Annotated in this window: 12 protein-coding genes; 6 read left to right on the top strand and 6 right to left on the bottom strand. The window is 49.7% G+C overall.

Translation table 11 applies throughout. The annotated features are described in order from the left end of the window. Nucleotides 1-56: 56 nt before the first annotated feature. The gene (locus L2713_RS04625) at nt 57-1,481 is read right to left on the bottom strand and encodes a LysM peptidoglycan-binding domain-containing protein (protein WP_248967103.1); all 1,425 of its coding nucleotides are present in this window, start codon (nt 1,479-1,481) and stop codon (nt 57-59) included. Nucleotides 1,482-1,649: 168 nt separating this feature from the next. Between L2713_RS04625 and L2713_RS04620 the strand changes: the two genes are divergently transcribed. The 4 genes from L2713_RS04620 to L2713_RS04605 all read left to right on the top strand — a co-directional run bounded on the left by L2713_RS04620 (nt 1,650) and on the right by L2713_RS04605 (nt 6,782). Next, complete coding sequence (locus tag L2713_RS04620) at nt 1,650-2,978, top strand: leucine-rich repeat-containing protein kinase family protein (RefSeq protein ID WP_248967102.1); 1,329 nt, start codon at nt 1,650-1,652, stop codon at nt 2,976-2,978. Between the two features lie 113 nt (nt 2,979-3,091). Beyond that, nucleotides 3,092-4,891 (top strand): tetratricopeptide repeat protein, encoded by a 1,800-nt coding sequence (locus L2713_RS04615; protein WP_248967101.1) that lies wholly within the window; start codon nt 3,092-3,094, stop codon nt 4,889-4,891. A gap of 162 nt (nt 4,892-5,053) precedes the next feature. Next, complete coding sequence (locus L2713_RS04610) at nt 5,054-6,052, top strand: NAD(P)H-quinone oxidoreductase (protein ID WP_109287674.1); 999 nt, start codon at nt 5,054-5,056, stop codon at nt 6,050-6,052. A 322-nt stretch (nt 6,053-6,374) separates the two neighbouring features. After that, complete coding sequence (locus L2713_RS04605; RefSeq protein WP_248967100.1) at nt 6,375-6,782, top strand: hypothetical protein; 408 nt, start codon at nt 6,375-6,377, stop codon at nt 6,780-6,782. A 109-nt stretch (nt 6,783-6,891) separates the two neighbouring features. On the opposite strand, the gene L2713_RS04600 is transcribed toward L2713_RS04605, so the two are convergent. The 5 genes from L2713_RS04600 to cutA all read right to left on the bottom strand — a co-directional run bounded on the left by L2713_RS04600 (nt 6,892) and on the right by cutA (nt 13,443). Beyond that, entirely contained in the window at nt 6,892-7,923 is a 1,032-nt protein-coding gene (locus L2713_RS04600; RefSeq protein ID WP_248967099.1) for an aldose epimerase family protein, read from the bottom strand. Between the two features lie 125 nt (nt 7,924-8,048). Continuing rightward, a complete protein-coding gene (gene galK, locus L2713_RS04595) occupies nt 8,049-9,194 on the bottom strand; it encodes a galactokinase (RefSeq protein WP_248967098.1) in 1,146 nt (381 codons plus the stop codon). Between the two features lie 285 nt (nt 9,195-9,479). Continuing rightward, nucleotides 9,480-11,129: a cation:proton antiporter family protein gene (locus tag L2713_RS04590; protein ID WP_248967097.1), complete on the bottom strand. Its 1,650-nt coding sequence runs from the start codon at nt 11,127-11,129 to the stop codon at nt 9,480-9,482. Nucleotides 11,130-11,281: 152 nt separating this feature from the next. Continuing rightward, on the bottom strand, nt 11,282-13,123 hold the full coding sequence (locus tag L2713_RS04585; RefSeq protein WP_248967096.1) for a protein-disulfide reductase DsbD: 1,842 nt from the start codon (nt 13,121-13,123) through the stop codon (nt 11,282-11,284). After that, on the bottom strand, nt 13,120-13,443 hold the full coding sequence (gene cutA, locus L2713_RS04580; RefSeq protein ID WP_088210103.1) for a divalent-cation tolerance protein CutA: 324 nt from the start codon (nt 13,441-13,443) through the stop codon (nt 13,120-13,122). Before cutA ends, L2713_RS04585 begins: the two co-directional genes overlap by 4 nt. A gap of 223 nt (nt 13,444-13,666) precedes the next feature. On the opposite strand from cutA, the gene L2713_RS04575 reads away from it, so the two are divergent. Both L2713_RS04575 and L2713_RS04570 read left to right on the top strand, forming a co-directional pair. After that, complete coding sequence (locus tag L2713_RS04575; RefSeq protein ID WP_011625062.1) at nt 13,667-14,287, top strand: FxsA family protein; 621 nt, start codon at nt 13,667-13,669, stop codon at nt 14,285-14,287. A 187-nt stretch (nt 14,288-14,474) separates the two neighbouring features. Next, entirely contained in the window at nt 14,475-14,870 is a 396-nt protein-coding gene (locus L2713_RS04570) for a hypothetical protein (protein ID WP_248967095.1), read from the top strand. The last annotated feature ends 16 nt before the right edge of the window (nt 14,871-14,886 follow it).

Here is a 14,886-nt window from a genome sequence, read left to right as displayed (position 1 = left end):
TAGATTGGGCAATAAAAAAGCACTACCTAGGTAGTGCTTTTTCGTCTTGACCGTCTTTATTCCGACAGTTTTAGCTCTTGGCCTGGCTTAATAATGCTCTTGGCATTGAGCTGGTTCCACTTCATTAAATCCGCGAGCTTCACTTTGTTTTTGCGCGCGATTTTATCTAACGAGTCACCGGACTTTACCTTGTATGTGCTGGCTTTCGCGGCGGGCTTGTCAGCGGTTTTACTGCTGGTTTTAGCCTTAGCCGATTGAGATGTTGTTTGAGCTTTGCTCTGTTTTGGCGTCTCGCTCGAGGCGTTATCTTCGCTTGTCATCGGCGTTAACAGGGTTAACTCTTGGCCGATTTTAATTCTATCGGAGCTGAGGTTGTTTGCCTGCTTTAACTCTTTGACTGAGATATCAAATTTCGCAGCAATTGTGCCTAGGCTATCGCCGGATTTCACAATATAACTTTGGCTGTCGTAATGTTTTTGCGCGGACAGCTGGTGCTGATTCTCTTGATATTGGCCGATGTTTTCAATCGGCAGGGCGATTTGGTATTTGCCCTTACTTGGGATCACGCTTTGGCGATAACCAGGGTTATAGGTTTTAAACTCCGCCTTAGTGAGTCCCGCAGCATTGGCGATTTGACTGAGTTCAACGCCGTTAGGAGCAGGTAAACGCTCTAAAAATGGGCGGTTGGCAATCGGCATCACCTTGAGATTGTAATGGCTAGGTGCGCGGATAATTTGAATAAAGGCGAGCCATTTAGGCACGGTTTGCACTTGGCGAGCCGGAATATTCAGCGACCAGAAATCCGTGGGTCTGCCTTTCGCTTTGTTTCTATCGATAGCGGCTTTGATCACTAGCTCGCCACTGTTATAACCCGCAACGGCGTTGATCCAGTCGTTACCTAAGGTGTCGTGCAAGTGCTGTAAATAGTCGAGCACGGCATCGGTCGAGGCCAGTGCATCTTTACGGCCATCGTAGGCCGAGTTGATGGTTAGGCCAAAATTACGTCCCGTCGCAGGGATCATTTGCCAGAGCCCGGCGGGGCCATTTGCCTGAGCGAGCGGGTTATAACCACTCTCAACAATCGGCAGGAGTGCCAGTTCGAGCGGCATATTGCGGGCTTCGAGTTGGCTGACAATATAGTATAAAAATGGCTCGGCGCGCTGGGTCACCTGAGTCATAAACTTTTGCTTATCATCGAAAAAGTTACGCTGTTTGCGGACTTCGGCATCGTCATGTACATCAATGGTGCGGGCGTGTTGGATTTTTTCCCACACATCGGCGTAACGCTCGTCGATAACTTCCGTTTCAACATGCTGAGGTTGTGCTGTTTCTTCACTATTGCCCTGGGCGTCTGGCATGGTTGCAGCGTATTCCGTAGGCGACGTTTGCGCCGACGTGGTTGCGCAGCCGCTTAGCTGGCCCATCAAGATGGCGACCACGAGCGCAGCTAAGGCATGGGGTTGGCGAAAGGTTTTCCGCATGATTGTCCTGTAATCTGTAATGACTTGGTATTCCATGATTTGGCACATGCTAATCTGTTTTCGCATTTGTGAATAGCTTTGCTTAAAATTTGACCGCGTTAGTTACGTTTAGCTTTAGCGCTAAATACGCTAAGATAGCGGCGGTTTTTTATTGCAGTGGATGAGAGTGTGCAGACGTTAGCGCAGTTAAAAGCGGGACAATTACAAGGGGTTACCCGTTTACAGTTGGTTGAAAATTTAACCGAGTTTCCGCGGGAGATCTTCGATTTAGCCGATACCCTTGAGATCCTCGACTTATCCAATAACCAGCTCAGTTCACTGCCCGACGATTTACATCGCTTAACTCAGTTGAAGATTTTATTTGCTTCCAATAACCGCTTTGAAGTGCTGCCCGAAGTGTTAGGTCAGTGCCCCAAACTGGAGATGATTGGCTTTAAGGCGAATCAAATTCGTTCGGTTCCTGAGGCGTCATTGCCCTTGCATACCCGCTGGTTGATCTTAACGGATAACCAAATAACCGCCTTGCCCGAACGTATGGGGCAGTTGTATCGCCTGCAAAAATTAGCCTTAGCGGGCAATCGGTTAACCTCGCTGCCAGCATCCATGGCCCAATGCCATAACCTAGAGCTAGTGCGTTTATCGGCAAATGCTTTAGCCGCGCTGCCGAGTTGGTTGCTTAAGCTGCCTAAACTCACTTGGCTGGCGTTTGCGGGCAATCCCTTTAGCCATTCGCTAGTCGACCCCCATGCCGATGTGGCCAGTGTACCCAATGTGTCATTAGCGGATATCGCCCTCGGTGACAAATTGGGTGAGGGCGCCTCGGGTATTATTTATCAGGGGCGTTGGTTAAATTCTGCGATGGTTGCCGCCACGGGGACTGAGCAGATTGCGGTGAAATTATTTAAGGGCGAGGTGACCAGTGATGGTTACCCTGCCGATGAGTTGGATTGTTGTTTAACCACGGGCGAGCATCCAAATCTCATCAAGGTCTTAGCGCATATCAGTCAGAAGGATCAGCTAGGGCTAGTGATGGCGTTAATCCCCCAAGGTTTTTCTAACTTAGGTTTACCGCCCTCACTCGAAACCTGCACCCGCGATACCTTTAAGGCGGGCACCGAATTCAGCCTTAAGGGCATAGTTAAGATAGCCTTGCAGTTGGCCGAGACTCTCGCGCATATGCACGCCCAGCAAATCAGCCATGGGGATGTGTATGCGCACAATATGATGATTAATCGGCAGATGGCGCTATTGTTCGGTGACTTTGGTGCCGCTTCAAACTTGGCCAAGCTATCCCAATCAGAGCGAGAGGCGATGGAGGCCATAGAGGTGCGGGCTCTGGGCTGTTTGATTGATGATTTGTTGCCCTTCGCTAATCGTTTTGAGGACGAGGTGCTGCACGCACAGCTGCTGCAGCTAAAAGAGCAATGTATGCAGGCCGACTTCGCCAGTCGCCCACGTTTTAGTGAGGCGGCCAAGTCATTAGCGGCACTGAGCTAAGCTCACACTGGCATTATGCCTAAAACAACAAGGGTGGTTCCATTGGTGAAAACCGATGTAGAGACATTAAAGCAAGGGCGATGGTATCTCATCAGCAATGGAGAGCTGGCATTATGAGGTTGATTCCTAAAGTAGCAGTGCTCGGGCAGGGCCTTACCCTGAGCCTCATCTTGAGTTTAAGCCTAATGAACTCTGCGCCAGCTTGGGCGGGCTGGTGGGATAACCTGTGGCTACAGGAGTTACCCGTTGACCAAACTAAGCCGCCAAAGACTGCGCAACGCTTCGAGTTTACGGGAACCTTACCCGCCCACACCCAGCTCGAATTAGTAGGTTATTACACTTCCTCTGTGTGTACCCGCAAAGAAATCCGTTTCCCAAATGGTGATATTGCCAACCCCTATCGCGCCACGCTGAATAAGAGTTCGGTTTTGCGACAGACCCTGGATACGACCGATAATGCCAAACCTTTCAATCTGACGTTAGCCCTACAAGGGGGCGGAGATTGCGATTGGCAATTGGAGGATTTAGTCCTCGACCTTACCCTGCAGCCAAGTCATCCCATCTGGCAAAAGATTAAGTCATTAAAAGATGACTATTTACATACGTCACCGCTATTAACATCAAGCGAACCTGCGACCAAAGCCTCGCCCCATGATGGCTTTTATTTGAGTCAGGAGCTGACTATCGAGCCCGTGCTTGCTGGCAGCGAAGAAGATACCAATCTGGTTGCGCCGTTGCCGCTTAGCCTCAATCCCGTGTATTACCCTGTGGTGATTTACAGCCCCAAGACCGACAGCCCCTTTGAGGTAAAGCTTAAGAGTAATCTGCAATCGAGCAGCCGTTTATGGTCAAGCGCGGCGACACAAATGGTGCGATTCGATAAACAACCAGTGCTGCGGGTGCAGTTTAATCCTGAAATTCTGCCAGATTATCAAGTGAATGTGTGGCGTCAGCCTGAGCATATCTCGGTTCATTATCCCGATGGCACTGAGTATCATTATCCGCGCGGGGACGTTCATCTATATGCCTATGGTAAGCCTGAATCTATGCTCAATACCTTAAGTGAGAGCCGCAAGGCCGAAGATAAGCGATTGTTAGCACACATCTATTGGGCTGGTCATGCGCTGGCGAAGGATGAAGAAAAAGCACGCAAATACTACCGAGAGGCGGCCGAGGGCGATGACTTGATTGCTATTCAGTGGATGCAATCACAGGCAGCCTATGTGGGCGAGGTTGAGCAGAGCCGTTATTGGCTACAACGCGCGGCAAGGCTTGGGGATGTCGAGGCCAAGTTGGAACTTATTCGTCAGCCATTTGAGACCATACTGCAAGGCAAACAGAATACGGCCGAGGCGAAAAGCGTCCAAGACAGCGCTTGGCAACAGTTAAATCAGCTGGTTAATCAAGGTGTTCCCGAGGCCATGAGTATGATGGCGCTGTACCAAGCATTGCCTTGGTCGCCCTACCATGATGCAACGGCAGCGTTAACTCACTATCGTATGAGTGTGCAGGCTGATCCAGCCTTAGCCCATAGCGCCGCCAGTGATTACTATTATTTGCTCGAGGATTTTGAACAAAGCCAAGAGTTTTGGCAGATTGCCGCCGAGCGCGACCTCTATGTTGTCGCTGAATATGCGGATATTCTGTTAAAACCCGACACGCGTGATGCGCATCAAGCGCGCATCTGGCTCGAAAAAGTGGTTTCGCAGGGCGATAAACAAGGCATGCAGCGGGATGTGTTGGGGCGTGCCTATTTTCAGCTTGCGAGCCTACTCGATACGGGCGAAGGTGGCGGCGTTGAGCCAGAGCGCGCCCTTGCGCTCTATCAGCACAGCATTGAACTGGCTAAATCCTTTACGAATGATTACGAAGCTAAGGCCAAGGCAAGAGTACAAGCGCTTGAAAAGCTTTGAGAGTCATGCCAGTTTTAGTGTTTGAACTTGGGATAGTCTAGCCCTATCGTGGCTATGATTATCGATTTATCCCCATATCCAACTATGCCTGAAATGGCTGCTAACCAGCAGTGAAGACCGCCTTGTTAGCGGCAGTACTCTGTATTCTCCTAGGAGCACGTTATGTCCGAATTACCCCATGATTACACGCATATTTATCTTGAGCAGCCTGGCGAGCCTGAGGTGATGCAGCTGACACGCTCGCCATTGCCCGTACCGAGTGCTGGCCAAGTCTTGATTCGTAACCGCGCAGCCGGGGTGAATGGACCCGATATCAAACAAAGGATGGGAATGTATCCACCACCACCTGGGGCATCGCCGATTATTGGGCTGGAAGTCGCGGGGGAGATCTGCGCCTTGGGCGACGGCGTGACTCAATGGCAGTTAGGAGATAAGGTTTGTGCTTTAGTGCCCGGCGGTGGCTACGGCGAGTACACCTTAACCTATGCTGAGCATTGTTTACCTATTCCACAGGGCTTTTCTGAGGTGCAAGCGGCGGCGCTGCCCGAAACCTTTTTCACTGTGTGGGGCAACCTCTTTATGCGCGCGGGACTCAAGGCGGGTGAAACCGTGTTGATCCACGGTGGCTCGGGTGGCATTGGCAGCACGGCGATTTCCCTCGCTAAGCATCTTGGTGCGACCGTGATTGCGACCACGGGGCAGGATGCCAAGCGCGACTATTGCGCCGGATTAGGCGCCCATTTAGTGGTGAACTACAACACCCAGAACTTCGTGGAAGAAGTCATGGCCTTTACTCAAGGCAAGGGTGTCAATGTGGTGTTTGATATTGCTGGTGGCGACTTTATCAACTTGAATCTTCAAGCATTAGCGCTAGATGGCCGCATGGTGTCAGTGTCGACCCAACGTAGCGGTAAGGCTGAGGTGAACATTCTGCAGTTGATGGCCAAACGTATTGTGTGGACGGGATCGACCTTAAGACCGCAGAGCGTTGCGGCAAAAGCCGAAATCGCCAAGCAATTACGTGAGCAGGTTTGGCCTTTGCTCGATAGTCAGCAAATCGTGCCGCATATCTGTGCCACCTTTCCACTGGCCGAGGCGGCCAAGGCCCATGCGCTGATGCAGTCGGGAGAACATAGGGGCAAAGTCGTATTAACCTTGTGATCCTACCTAGCTACATCTGTGTAAACGCACTCGCCTCAATCCTTTGATGGAGGCGGGCTGCCGAATTAAAACTTGCTGTGATGTTTTTTTAGACTAAAGTCGTTAATGACAAAATTTTTTAGAGACTTTGGCCGAAATTAATGCGTAATAAGTGAAAATTTCATGGTATGAGGCATTGATTATCGGAAATATTCTGTAAAAATACCCAGTTGAAAACGTCAGAGACTTTCCGGCGCGATTCGTGGATCAAAGCAAGCGACGCTTCGCTTATTCAGACTAAAAAACTCATAGTGTATGTGTTGATTTAAGGGTATTGGCATATATGTATAACACAGCAAAGAAACAGGTTTGGTATGGTGAGCTGAGAACATCGAAGGGCACCGCGATTGTCGTCCATGACAACCAGCTGCCAGAGGCTTCCCCTGGACGAATCTACCTCTACAATACCGAACGTGATGCTATTGTTGAGTATGTAGAAGACATCGTAAAAGTGAACCTACATGACTTAGATGATGCAGCGGTAAAAGCGGCTGAAGCTAAGTTTAGCGGCGCATGGAAAGCAGCTCGAGCTCAATTTATGGGCAAGCATCAAGCTCGTATCGACCTGAACAATGTCAAAGATTCAGGCCCTGTTCGTAAAGCTAAGGCTGAAGTTGAGCCTGAAATTGAAACCGATGCCATTGGCGCCGATTTTGATGAAGATTGGGGCGGCGATGATTTCGACGATTAATACTGAGTTTGCCTAGGGCAAATTTGGTTAGGGTAAGGAATAAATCACTTTATTCCTTACCAGCTTTTCCTTCCTTTATTCGAAAAACTTATCCCCAAACGCATTCATTTTAGCCTTCAATATCAAATTGATAACGGCTGATATGATGGTAGATTTTCCCCGGTACTAACCAAGCGTCATCACCCAGTTGGGGTTGATTAGGCGAGTCAGGCAATTTTTGCGGCTCAATACACACGCCCTGATAGGCGTTCAAACTTTGTTGGTTTCGCCCTAGGGTTCCCGCTAAAAAGTTCGCGCAGTAGAGCTGCACACCGGGCTGATTGGTAAAGACCGTCATGGCGCGACCACTGACGGGACTCGATAGGCAGCCAAAGCGGCGCAGCGCGCCATCGGGATTGTCCAAGAAATAACAATGATCATAACCTTGGGTGCTGGCCAGCGTCGGATCTTGAAGTTTATCCCCAAGAGTAATGCCCTGAGTTAAATCGAAAATACTGTTTTTGACCTCGGCAATTCCCGTAGGCACGCCCACCTCATTCATGGTGAGGTAGCGCGTAGCATCAATTTGCATCCGATGTTGATGATTATTCGGCAGGCCATCGAGGTTGAAGTAGGAATGCTGCGTCAGACTGACGGGGCAAGGTTTATCCACCGAGGCGAGGATTTCCACATACAGATTATTGGCTGCGAGGCGATAGTCTAACTGGACAGTGCAATTGCCTGGGAAACCCATGTCACCATCTGGGCTGACTAACGATAAACGCACACCGTCGGGAAGTTGACCTAAGTGCCAGTTTTTTCGATTAAAACCTTCGCGGCCACCGTGCAAGCAGTTGCTGGCCTGATTGATATCCAGTTGGTACTCTTGCCCTTGATATTGCATCTTGCCCATCGCAATACGGTTGGCAAAGCGCCCTGCAATAGCGCCAAGGTGGGCGTTTTGGGTTAGATAATCTTCGGCACTGTCGCAGCCAAGCACGATATTGGCGCGTTGCCCCTGTTTATCGGGCGTCCAAAGTGAGCGAATAATGCCACCTAAGCTGAGCACTTCTAAGGCGATGATGCCATTGTCTATCCGCACACGTTCGATTTCACCGCCGCGGGGATCGGTCCAAGGATCTAGTACACTGAAACGCACCATTTAGCTTCCCTCTAATGTGATTTAACCGTTTGATTTTGCCTCTTAAAAACAACAAATGCCATAGGATTCAAGGTTGAATTCGTATGGTATTTGTCTGGGAGAATGGATTGAGCGTGATTGACGGACTAGCTGTCGATGCGCCCCGCGCCAGCACTTGCCGAGCAGAGATACACAGTGGCATCGATTCCGGTCTGCTCATAAAATGCATGCTCTACCGCCGAGACCACGGCATCGGTGAGTTCGTGATCCACTAAGGCGACAACACAACCGTCGGTCATGCGAATGCCACCACGCTCTCCAATCACTTGGCCGACTATGTCCACCAAAGTGTCAAATTCGGGCAGTGTCACCTCAAAATCATCCCGCAGAGATTGATGGGACTGTGCCATTAACAAACTGAATTTAGATAGATTATTTTGCTCTAGCGCCCGAGCTGCACTCTGAGTGCGTTTGTTTTCGGTGACGACGTGTTTGGCGCGGCGATACAGGGTGTCATCCAATTGATCTTTAGCACTTTCGAGCTGGCGCAGGTCGAGGTGGCGCAGGGCATCGAGACCAAAAAAGTCGGCAGCCTGTACGCATTCTTCACGGCGTTGTTGATTTATCGCCGCCAGACGTTGTTTCTCGATATGGGCATCGATAATGATAAGGCTGAGGTTTTCAGGGATCGCAATAGGCTCGCTATCCAGATCCAGACAATCGATGAGCAAGGCATGATCCGGTTCGCCCATGGCGCAGATCATATGGTCCATAATGCTGCAAGCCGATGAGACATAACGATATTCACCGCGCTGTGCGAGTTGTGCTACTGCCATAGGAGATAAATGCAGTTGACTGCTGTCGCTGATGGCGGTGCCAAAGGCGACGACTAAGGCGCCGGAGGAAGACAGACCTGCGGCTAATGGCACATCGCCGACAACCGCTAAGTCTAACCCTTTGGCGATAAGCCCAGTGTTGGCCATGGCCACAGTTAGGCCTTTGAGATAATTGACCCAACCATCTTCGGGATTGATTTCGGTGTCTTTACCGAAACTCCATTCCTTGATTTGCCCCGGAAAGGCGTCGGCAACGGCGCGAAACTTATTGTCCTCTCGGCGCTTAACGGCAATCACAGTATGAAAATTAATGGCGGCGGGCAACACGAAGCCGTCGTTGTAATCCGTATATTCACCGATCAAATTAACCCGACCTGGGGCTTGGTATAAATCATCGGCTTTAGTGCCAAAGGTTTGGACAAATAACTTAGTGGCGCGCTGCGCAGGGTTCGACATGCTGAGAAGACTTCCAAACAAGCTGAGCTAAATTGCGTTCTTGTCTTCGATTTATATCATGACTAACTCGGCCTTGTAACTGAGATTTTGTAGGGTATAGACGATAGTCTCGTTAGGGAAAATCGATACAGAACAATCAACCGATTAGTTCTGTCTAGCGAATCATTGCAATTAGTTGATTTTAATTGTTTTTAACATTTTAAGGGGAGAGGTAAGTTGGCTCAGGAGGTTTGATTTCCTGAGCCAACATCAGCCTAAATAAGATGATTTTTATTCAAGGCTAGATTAGACCGAGCCAGAGGTTGCGTTAGCGTTGATTGGTGACTTGTCGGCATTGACCTCTGCGCGGGTTTCTGAATCGGGTAATAACTCATGGATCACATGGTCGACAAAACCCGCACCCGCCGCTTCGTACAAGTTATACACGCTGTGTACGCCAGAGGTTCTCAGCGAGGCGGCATCATCGCCGTATTGTACGATGGCGCTGAGTTTACCTTGATAGTTCAGCTTCTTAAGCTGCTCAACGGCGAACAGGTTCCCCGCATGGTGCGGCATGGCCAGTAGCACTAACTCAAGATTTGGCGCTCTGTCGAGTTTCTCCCAAAAGTCGGTATCCGCGGCATCGCCTTGCACTACGTTGCGGCCATTGGCACGGTGTAAATCCACCAGTTCTTGCTTGTGTTCAATTCCGAGGATTTCACCATCGAAACGTGCGCGCAGCTCATCGTAGGCACCGCTACCAATGCGGCCCATACCTAAGATCAAGAAGCGGGGATTACCAATGGCAATCGGTCTGTCTTCTGGGTGCAACGGGGGCTTCTCGAGTCGAATCAAACGTTGTTGGAAGCGTTGATAAATATTGCCCACGGTAGCGTTGAGTGGCGCCGCAAATAAGAAGCTGAAACTTAAGGCGACCGCGATTATCACCAGCCATTGTGGTGGTAGCCAACCTTTGCTGGTGGCAACGGCGGCCACGATAAGGCCGAACTCAGAGAAGTTACCTAAGTTGAATGAGGCCAGCATAGAGGTGCGTGAACGCAGCTTGAATCGTGTCAGTAAGTAGACGAATAACAGGATTTTTAACGGCACTAACAGCACTAATAAGGCCGCGAGTACCACATCGGATACCGTGGGTAAGCCGTTGAGGCCAATGGTTAAGAAGAAGGCGACAAGGAAGAGTTCTTTAAAGTAGAACAAGGATTTAGCCAGCTCAGAAGCCTTTTTATGCCCCGCGAGTAAAATCCCGATGATCAGTGCGCCGAGATCCGGTTTGAGGCCGACGGATTCAAACAACCAAGCGCCGACAACCAGCGCCATCACTAATCCAAATAGCACTAAGAGTTCGCCGTGACCAACACGGTCGAAGGCTTTGTAAATCAGCGGTTTTGCTAGAGGCAACAGCAATAATGCCAGCGCCCAGACAGACGGGATAGCGCCCTTAGAAATAGTTAAAAATACGACGGCAAAAATATCCTGCATAATCAGGATACCAATGGCGACACGGCCATAGAGGGACTGCACATCGCCTTTATCTTCCAATACCTTAATCGCGAATACCGTACTGGAGAAGCTAAGCGCAAAGGCGATTAATGACAGCTGTGCCACGCTCAAACCGTCGAGTTGGCTTAAGCCAATCAGGCCGAGGATTTTGAGGATGGGAATAAACAGCACCATGGAGAGCACTAAATGTATGCTCGAGCCCGCCCAGACTTCGGCCTTAAAGAGGCTACGAATATCGAGTTTAAGACCAATGGCAAACAATAATAAGGTGACACCGAGATTAGCGAGTTCTTGCAGCAGCGGCAGGCTTTCTTTCTCAATACCAAAAACAAAGAGTACAAAGCCTGCCACTAAGTAGCCGATCAGGGGAGGCAGCCCTATGCGGCTAACCAGCATGCCGCAGATAAGTGTAATGATGAGAATAGCCGGTTCCATAATGCTCCAATCTAAAAAGTCCACGTTAAACAGGGATTGTATAAGAAATCGATGACAGCGTGATAAAAAAGCGGACTTTTAATGAAAAAAGTCCGCTCTTTATTGGTTTTACGCTAAAACGGCGCAGTGATAAATTGGCGTTTTAGTTGAGATTATTTCACTAAGTGATCTAAATGGGCGGCAAATTCCTTCGGTCCCATAAAGCCTGTCACTCTTAGATCTTCCCTCTGCTCACCTTGCTCGTTAAACATCAGCAGCGTGGGTAAACCTAGTACGTTGTATTTCTCTAGCAGTGCGACATCTATGGCATCGCTCTTAGTCACGTCGGCCTGCAATAACACTATCTTGTTCATCCGTGCTAATACTTCTGCGTCCTTAAAGGTGATGGCCTCAAACTCTTTACAGGCCACACACCAATCGGCGTAGAGATCCAGCATCACAGGCTTGCCCGCCGCTGTTGCGGCGGCGATTTCACGGTCTAAATCTTCAATAGATTTAATGTGTTTAAAGCCGTGCTCCTGCTCGGTTGTCGCCACTGTGCCCATTGACGTGTGGGTAAAGCCAAAGTGGCCCATGACAGCTTGGAAACCGTAGGAGAAGCTGGCCAGCAGCGTGAGTGTTAGTAGCACTGAGCGCACGGTTTGTTTCCAGTTGAAGGCGCTGAGTTTGTTTTGGTGCATCAGGTAACCGGTGAAGCTAATGCCCCAGAGTGACCAGAGCACATCGGAAACCACACCAGTCCAAATGCGGCCAAGCATCACAATTGATACCGCAATCAGGAGGAAACCGAACACAGTTTTAATGATGTTCATCCAAGCGCCAGCGCGTGGCAGTAACTTACCACCCGAGGTACCAATGATGAGTAGCGGCACACCCATACCCATGCTCAGCACGTAGAGCGCGAGGAAACCTTGCAATAAATCGCCGGTTTGTGCCACATAGACTAAGGCGCCTGAGAGCGGGGCCGTTGTGCAAGGTGAGGCCACTAATCCCGAGATCACCCCCATCAAAAACACGCCAACTAAATTTCCGCCCTTTTGATTGTTGGAAATCGAGTTCATCTTCTCCTGCCAACTAGAAGGCAGTTTGAGATCGTACAAGCCAAACATGGATAAACTGAGTACAAAGAACAGGATAGCTAAAAAGATCAGCACAGCGGGATGCTGTAGCGCCGCTTGGTATTTCATCCCCGCAGAGGCAACCACTAGACCTAAAATCGAGTAGGTGATTGCCATACCTTGCACATAGGCCATCGACAGGGTGAAGGCCTTGGCGGTCGAGAGTTTTTGCCCTTGGCCAACAATAATGCCCGATAGGATAGGGTACATCGGGAAGACGCAAGGCGTGAGCGCCAGACCAATCCCTAGGCCGAAGAAGATCACTAAGGTCCAGAGTAAACTGTCGTTAGACAGCATCTGGCTTAGGCTGTCCTGCTGAGTAATAGGTTGGCTTGGGGCGCTGCTAGTTTGCTTGGCGTCAGCAGAGGCGGCAGGTTCAGTCGTTTCGTTGCTGTCTGCGCCCGTTGCAATATCCCCATCATTGGCCGCGACAGCCTTTAGGGTCACGTCCCGCTTGGTCGGTGGATAACAGAGTTTACCCTCGGCGCAGCCCATAAAGGTCACGGTTAAGGTGCCGTTATCATCGGCTTGTTTCAGGCCAACGGGAATATCGATATAGGTGTAGTAAACCTCTTGCTCACCGAAATATTCGTCGTTGTGGGGCTTACCCTTTGGCAGGTCGATGGTGCCAAGTTCGGCGCCATTGACGCTAAATTTGAGTTTATCCCGATACATATAGTAGCCGTCGGCAATGACCCAATTGAGGGTGACCTTATTACCTTCTTGCTTAAAATCGAAGGCAAAGGCTTGGTCGACAGGCATTAACTCGGGTTCGCTTTTTAGAAAACCAAAGCTATTGGCGAAGGCGTTGCCACTTAGGGTGAGAGGCGTAAAGAGCAGTAACGCGGTGAAAACAAGGCTAAGTAGTTTTTTCATGGCTGAGTGTTATCTTTTATCCAATCTAAGTAGGCTGGTAGCCCGTGAGTCACGGGTACGGCAATAATTTCAGGCACTTGATAAGGGTGGAGTTGAAGCACAAGCTGTTCTAACTCGGCATAGCGGCTTTGTAAACATTTAATGTGTAAGCTAATTTCTTGCTCCTCACAGATTTTTCCTTCCCATGCATAAATGGAGCGGATCGGCGCCGAAATATGTACGCAGGCGGCGATGCGCGCTTCCACTAAGGCACGTGCAATGCGCTTTGCTTGAACTTCATCTGGGCAACTGGTGCTGACCACAAGATATTGAGCTTGCATGGTGTGAGGTATCGTCCCTTAACAATCTTAAACTTCGCTTAAGCCTATTAGGCTAAGCTACTTTACGTGTTTTTATGGTCTCATACATTAACCGGGTAATAAAAGAGTGAGCTAAATATCAGAAGTTTCACTCCCTTACCGACAGCGCCAGCCAAGAGACTTGAATTAAGACCGGATAGCCCCCATTTAGTTTTCAAGTAAGCGAGATAAATCTGAGGTCGGTATGTTTTTAATCCTGTTTTTATTATTTGTGCTGATCCCAGTTGTCGAACTGTCAGTGTTAATTCGCGTGGGCGAGGTGCTCGGCACTTGGACCACTATTGGTCTGGTGTTATTTACCGCCGTGTTGGGCGTATCCCTCGTGCGTAGTCAAGGACTGAGCACGCTGATGCAAGTGCAGCAAAAACTCACCCGAGGCGAGGCGCCAGGGCAGGAAATTGTCGAAGGCATGATGCTAGCCATGGCGGGTGTATTGCTGGTTATTCCAGGCTTTGTGACTGATTTTATTGGCCTATTATTACTCACACCCTTAACGCGCCGCCCGATTGCCGCTTTAGTGTTTAAGCGTATGCAGCTGCGCGTGGTGTCTGGTTTACAGGGCGGAATGCACGGCGGTTTTGGCGCGGGTCCATTTGGACCTCATTCAGGCTCACAGTCGAATCCATTTGGCCAATCCCCCTTTGAGCAACATACTCACTCCGACGGCAATGTGTATGAAGGGGACTTTGAGCATAAGGCCGATCCGAGCGATAAACGCCCCGAGAGTCATCAATTGACCGACCAAGACCTTGATGCGAAAGCGAATGAGCCTAAAGACGCTCAGCCAAAGGATCCAAAACCTTAGTCATATATCCCGACAGCTAAGCTGTACTCAGGCACTATTCTGCAAGCTCCCATAGGTAAACCTTTGGGAGCTTGTTTTTATTTGGGCTTTGTCGCAATAGTCTGCGGTGGATCACTTGTCTCACCTTTGCTTCGATTTAGGGGCGTACTATAGTAAACCTCGAACATATTATTCATGGAGGTTGAATATGCACTTAACTAAGTTAAAGCTGATGTCGGGATTGTTGTCTGTCGTAACTTGCTCGCTGATCACCTATAGCGCCGTGGCAGGGCCTTTAGATCCAAATTGCGACCCTGAAAAAGTTGCCAAGAATGCCGCGGTCAAGGCTACTACTGGCGTGAGTGGTCGCTGTACTCCCGAGAAAGCCGCCGAGCGTACGGCGAAAGATGCCAAGGATGCCGTTGGGGATGCTAAGGATAAAGTGACGGATTCGGTCAGTGATAAGGTCGATGATATTAAACCCGACGATAAGCTATCCGACAAAGCCTCCGATGCGCTAAAGCAAGATAAGCACGAACACGACAAGCACGACAAAAAAGAGGGAGTCGATGCTAAGAAAGTCGTGAAAAAGGTCATCAATTAACGCCGGGCTCGATAGT

It is taken from the genome of Shewanella seohaensis (assembly GCF_023283775.1).
Lineage (GTDB): Bacteria > Pseudomonadota > Gammaproteobacteria > Enterobacterales > Shewanellaceae > Shewanella > Shewanella seohaensis.
This window is presented reverse-complemented; position numbering and strand designations above follow the sequence as displayed.

What these genes read in the sequence shown, in the direction of transcription:
- L2713_RS04625 (WP_248967103.1), bottom strand. Translation starts at nt 1,481, where the DNA reads ATGCGGAAAACCTTTCGCCAACCCCATGCCTTAGCTGCGCTCGTGGTC.
- L2713_RS04615 (WP_248967101.1), top strand. Translation starts at nt 3,092, where the DNA reads ATGAGGTTGATTCCTAAAGTAGCAGTGCTCGGGCAGGGCCTTACCCTG.
- L2713_RS04610 (WP_109287674.1), top strand. Translation starts at nt 5,054, where the DNA reads ATGTCCGAATTACCCCATGATTACACGCATATTTATCTTGAGCAGCCT.
- L2713_RS04605 (WP_248967100.1), top strand. Translation starts at nt 6,375, where the DNA reads ATGTATAACACAGCAAAGAAACAGGTTTGGTATGGTGAGCTGAGAACA.
- L2713_RS04600 (WP_248967099.1), bottom strand. Translation starts at nt 7,923, where the DNA reads ATGGTGCGTTTCAGTGTACTAGATCCTTGGACCGATCCCCGCGGCGGT.
- galK (WP_248967098.1), bottom strand. Translation starts at nt 9,194, where the DNA reads ATGTCGAACCCTGCGCAGCGCGCCACTAAGTTATTTGTCCAAACCTTT.
- L2713_RS04590 (WP_248967097.1), bottom strand. Translation starts at nt 11,129, where the DNA reads ATGGAACCGGCTATTCTCATCATTACACTTATCTGCGGCATGCTGGTT.
- L2713_RS04585 (WP_248967096.1), bottom strand. Translation starts at nt 13,123, where the DNA reads ATGAAAAAACTACTTAGCCTTGTTTTCACCGCGTTACTGCTCTTTACG.
- cutA (WP_088210103.1), bottom strand. Translation starts at nt 13,443, where the DNA reads ATGCAAGCTCAATATCTTGTGGTCAGCACCAGTTGCCCAGATGAAGTT.
- L2713_RS04575 (WP_011625062.1), top strand. Translation starts at nt 13,667, where the DNA reads ATGTTTTTAATCCTGTTTTTATTATTTGTGCTGATCCCAGTTGTCGAA.
- L2713_RS04570 (WP_248967095.1), top strand. Translation starts at nt 14,475, where the DNA reads ATGCACTTAACTAAGTTAAAGCTGATGTCGGGATTGTTGTCTGTCGTA.